This is a genomic window from Bartonella sp. AA78NXGY (assembly GCF_042197005.1).
In the GTDB taxonomy this organism is placed as follows: domain Bacteria; phylum Pseudomonadota; class Alphaproteobacteria; order Rhizobiales; family Rhizobiaceae; genus Bartonella.
This window is the reverse complement of the sequence record NZ_JBHIRI010000044.1, coordinates 1-3,659: the sequence shown is the minus strand read 5'-3', so window position 1 is coordinate 3,659 and position 3,659 is coordinate 1. Positions and strand designations below refer to the sequence as shown.

The 3,659-nt window shown below is 37.1% G+C and carries 6 protein-coding genes and 1 pseudogene; 5 read left to right on the top strand and 2 right to left on the bottom strand.

The annotated features are described in order from the left end of the window. From ACFINL_RS09435 to ACFINL_RS09420, 4 genes are all read left to right on the top strand, one after another. On the top strand, nucleotides 1-245 hold a 245-nt coding region (locus tag ACFINL_RS09435), incomplete at its 5' end, for a hypothetical protein (RefSeq protein WP_375651463.1). A 30-nt stretch (nucleotides 246-275) separates the two neighbouring features. Beyond that, the gene (locus ACFINL_RS09430; RefSeq protein ID WP_375624214.1) at nucleotides 276-1,172 is read left to right on the top strand and encodes a hypothetical protein; all 897 of its coding nucleotides are present in this window, start codon (nucleotides 276-278) and stop codon (nucleotides 1,170-1,172) included. Nucleotides 1,173-1,593: 421 nt separating this feature from the next. Next, on the top strand, nucleotides 1,594-2,349 hold the full coding sequence (locus tag ACFINL_RS09425) for an antA/AntB antirepressor family protein (RefSeq protein WP_375651462.1): 756 nt from the start codon (nucleotides 1,594-1,596) through the stop codon (nucleotides 2,347-2,349). Further along, nucleotides 2,346-2,624, top strand: coding sequence for a hypothetical protein (locus ACFINL_RS09420; protein ID WP_375612356.1), 279 nt, complete (start codon nucleotides 2,346-2,348; stop codon nucleotides 2,622-2,624). Before ACFINL_RS09425 ends, ACFINL_RS09420 begins: the two co-directional genes overlap by 4 nt. A gap of 44 nt (nucleotides 2,625-2,668) precedes the next feature. On the opposite strand, the gene ACFINL_RS09415 is transcribed toward ACFINL_RS09420, so the two are convergent. Further along, nucleotides 2,669-2,965, bottom strand: coding sequence for a HigA family addiction module antitoxin (locus tag ACFINL_RS09415; RefSeq protein WP_004861504.1), 297 nt, complete (start codon nucleotides 2,963-2,965; stop codon nucleotides 2,669-2,671). 16 nt (nucleotides 2,966-2,981) lie between these two features. Continuing rightward, complete coding sequence (locus ACFINL_RS09410) at nucleotides 2,982-3,296, bottom strand: type II toxin-antitoxin system RelE/ParE family toxin (protein ID WP_254771026.1); 315 nt, start codon at nucleotides 3,294-3,296, stop codon at nucleotides 2,982-2,984. A gap of 52 nt (nucleotides 3,297-3,348) precedes the next feature. Between ACFINL_RS09410 and ACFINL_RS09405 the strand changes: the two are divergent. Then, nucleotides 3,349-3,659, top strand: a pseudogene (locus tag ACFINL_RS09405) (hypothetical protein); the annotation flags it as partial.

Below are 3,659 nucleotides of genomic sequence, written 5' to 3'. Positions count from 1 at the left end.
CGATTTACGGCATTAAACATTCGGAATCGGACGCCGGTGGCAGAATCCCCACCACAATTCCAAGAAAGGAACTTGATATTTGTATCAATGATATCGGAGGATTACCACCAAAACCTGAAGATAATGTTGTAATCATTTCCCCTGAAAACAGCAAAGCTCCCTCTTCTCAGGAGCATTTCATTGTGATAGATGTACAAGCTTCAGAATCCGGTATGTATAAGCTTATCTTGCGGGAGCTAAAGTAAAGATATGCTTATAAAGAAATGATCTAGTACATGTTTATATTTAGAAGAAAAAAATACAAATTAACAAATGAAGCAATTAAGGTTGGCGAATTTATTCTTTACCGTATTAAAGCTATCAAAAATTTTGGTACAATTAAGAAAGGTGATTTAGGTGGATATATTGAAAAAGAAAGAAACCTAAGTCCTTACGATAATTGTTGGGTTTTTGATAATGCACAGGTTTACGGAAATGGATATGTTTCTGAAAATGCTACAATTAGGGATGATGCAAAAGTTTATGGTATAGCATCGGTTTCTGGTGAAGCGCAAATTTCTGGTAAAGCGCAAATTTATGATGAGGCCTCAGTTTGGGGAAGCGCTAAAGTTTATGACAGCGCTAAAGTTTTCGGAACAGCATCTGTTTCTGACGATGTAAAAATTTATGATGAAGCATCAGTTTCTGGTGAGGTATGCATTACAAATTCGGCATGTATTTTTGAAAACGCTAAAGTATATGGTGAAGCATTTATTTCCAAAAATGCTAAAATTTTCGGCAATGCAAAGATTTATGGTGAAGCATCTATTTTCGGAGATGCACACATTTCTGGAAATGCTATAATTTACGGTGAAACATCTATTTCCGGAAATGCTAAAATTTATGACAATACAAAAATTTATGATGAGGCATCAGTTTGGGGAAATGCTATAATTTGCAATAATGCACAAGTTTTTGATAAAGCAGATATCTCTGACAATGCACAGATTTTCGATAATGCACGAGTTTACGGTAAAGCATCGGTTGCTAATGAAGCGCAAATTTCTGGTAATGCACGAGTTTATGGCGAGGCATCAATTTTTGACAGTGTGCAAGTTTGTGGAAAAGCGCGAGTTTGCGGAACAGCAGAAATTTACGATAATGAAATTATTTCAACTGGGGTGAGAGACTAAACACAAAAAAACAAACGATTGTGAATTCAAACCTATCACTGGCTTGTTTGATTTTATTGGAAAAGAAAGGATATTCGGATCACAATTAAAGAATTTAATCGATTACTTGTGTAAAAACGATTTTTAGAAAAATGTAATATTACTTATTGACATTGTGACAGGAGTATGAATAATCGAATCAGGTGCCTAACAAACACCTTAGAACCATAAGCGGATTGGTTACCGAAATAATCAGTCTTCTATACATTAAAGACTTTGACTCATTATATGCTACATGCGTATAATAACATCTGTCGGGTGTGGTTACGCTATACAATACCCTTGCGGGGAAAGTGTAACGACGGACTTATGGCCGTGTTTGTTAGCGCCCGGCACTCTTTTTGAGTGTCATTAACAAACGTCTAACCATAAGGAATTCATTATGAATACTCTTATAGAAATTAGAGAACAGGTTATTGATCAGGAAACTGTTCAAACTGTTAACGCTCGTGATTTGCATGCGTTTTTAGAAGTAGGTAAAGATTTCTCTACTTGGATTAAATATCGCATCAACAAATATAATTTATTAGAAAATCAGGATTATTTAGTTTTCACCAACTTTGGGGAAAACCTCCAAGGTGGTCGTCCCTCTAAAGATTATCATCTAACTTTAAGTGTAGCCAAAGAGCTCTCTATGCTTGAGAATAATAAGAAAGGTAGAGAGGCTCGTTTATACTTTATCAAATGTGAACGGCTTTTGAAGCAAGTAGCTGCTCCACAGATAGCTGCATCACAAGTTGACTACTCCAAACCTGAAGCATTGCTTGGTGTTTTGAATCACTTACAAAGTCAAATAGAGCAAAAAGATCATGTTATTGCAGAATTAGCACCAAAAGCAAAAGCTTTGGAAGGTTTAAAACGCTCTGATGGTTTGTTTGGCTTAATTGAAGCAGCAAAGATGTTAGAGGTACGACCAAAAGATTTAACGGATTACTTGCGTAAACATGATTGGGTCTATCGACGGGCTCCAGGGGCGCCTCTGTTACCTTATCAGGACAAGATCAAGAAAGGATTCATGGATTGCCCTGCTATTACCATTCAAAGACCGGATGGTACAGAAAAGGTACTGCCTTCAACAAAAATCACATCGAGAGGATTGGCATGTTTGAGAGAACAAATCCATGGAGGTGTACAATGAAGATAGATACCAACTTCCTATGCGATTTGTGGATGGCATTGTTTCAGTTTTCTAATCATCAAAGCATTGGAGATGAGGATTGCACTGCCATAATTGAGATTATGGGCATGGTGGAAAAAGCTTTGATTTTAAAACTTCAAAATGAGGTTCCAAATATTACGAAGATTTTAGCAATTCTTACAGATTTTGGAGATTCAGAGTTACCGCATAGCATGGATTCTTTGTTACGCGCTTATGAACCAAATTTCGAGAGCCCCATTAAAAAGGTTGCTTAACTTAAAAACAAAACTCCCCTCCCTGTTCTTAAAATGGGGAGTGGTTAAACCCTACATTCAAATTTATTGATTTTGGCAAATTCGTCTGCTTTTTCAGTTTGTAATATACTAACGTCATAAGCAGCTTGCATGTTAAGCCAAAATTCAGCAGTAGTATCAAAAAAATAGGCTAATCTGAGAGCAGTATCGGGAGTCACTGGACTATTTTCAGCAACAATACGTTCTATTCTCGTGCGTGGAACATTTAATGCTTTTGCAAGAGCATAAGCAGAGAGGGCATATTCTTTTAAATATTCCTCTCGTAAAATTTCTCCGGGATGAATCGCTATATAATTTTTCATCTCGACCTCCTACAGATCAATGATAATCTACGATTTCAACTTCATAAGCGCCATTAGAGCGCCATTCAAAACAAATACGAAACTGGTCATTAATACGGATAGAATATTGACCTTTACGCTCTCCTTTCAATGCTTCTAGACGATTTCCCGGAGGACTACGCAAATCTTTAAGATCAACTGCTTTATCGAGCATAAACAATTTTCTTTGGGCTATACGCACTAGAGTGGTGGGAAAGCCTCTGGGCGGATTGCCTTCTAAAAGATCTTTACACCGCTTATCAGCAAAAGATTCAATCACCAAATCACCTTTATTCATTCTTTTACGTATCATAACACGATACTAATATAAAGAAAAGGATAAATGTTAAATAACAGGAACACTCATGCATCCGAGAGAGACGATAAGGGAAAGTTTTGTTGCGTTGATTAAAGCAGCAAAGACGGCAGCTGGTGACAATGTTTTCAATATGCGTGATTTCAACTTTTCCGTTGAGAACACGCCTGCAATTAATATCTCAACACAAAGTGAAACGATTGAAGATGGCTATGATTATGGAATAAGGCGGCGTGTTTTAACGCTAGATGTTGAATGCTATACAACATGTGAAGAGGGCGCACGTTTTGTTGACCAATTAGCATGGGAAGTTGAGGAGGTTTTCTACGCTAATCCCAATCTCAACAACACAGTTGAAAC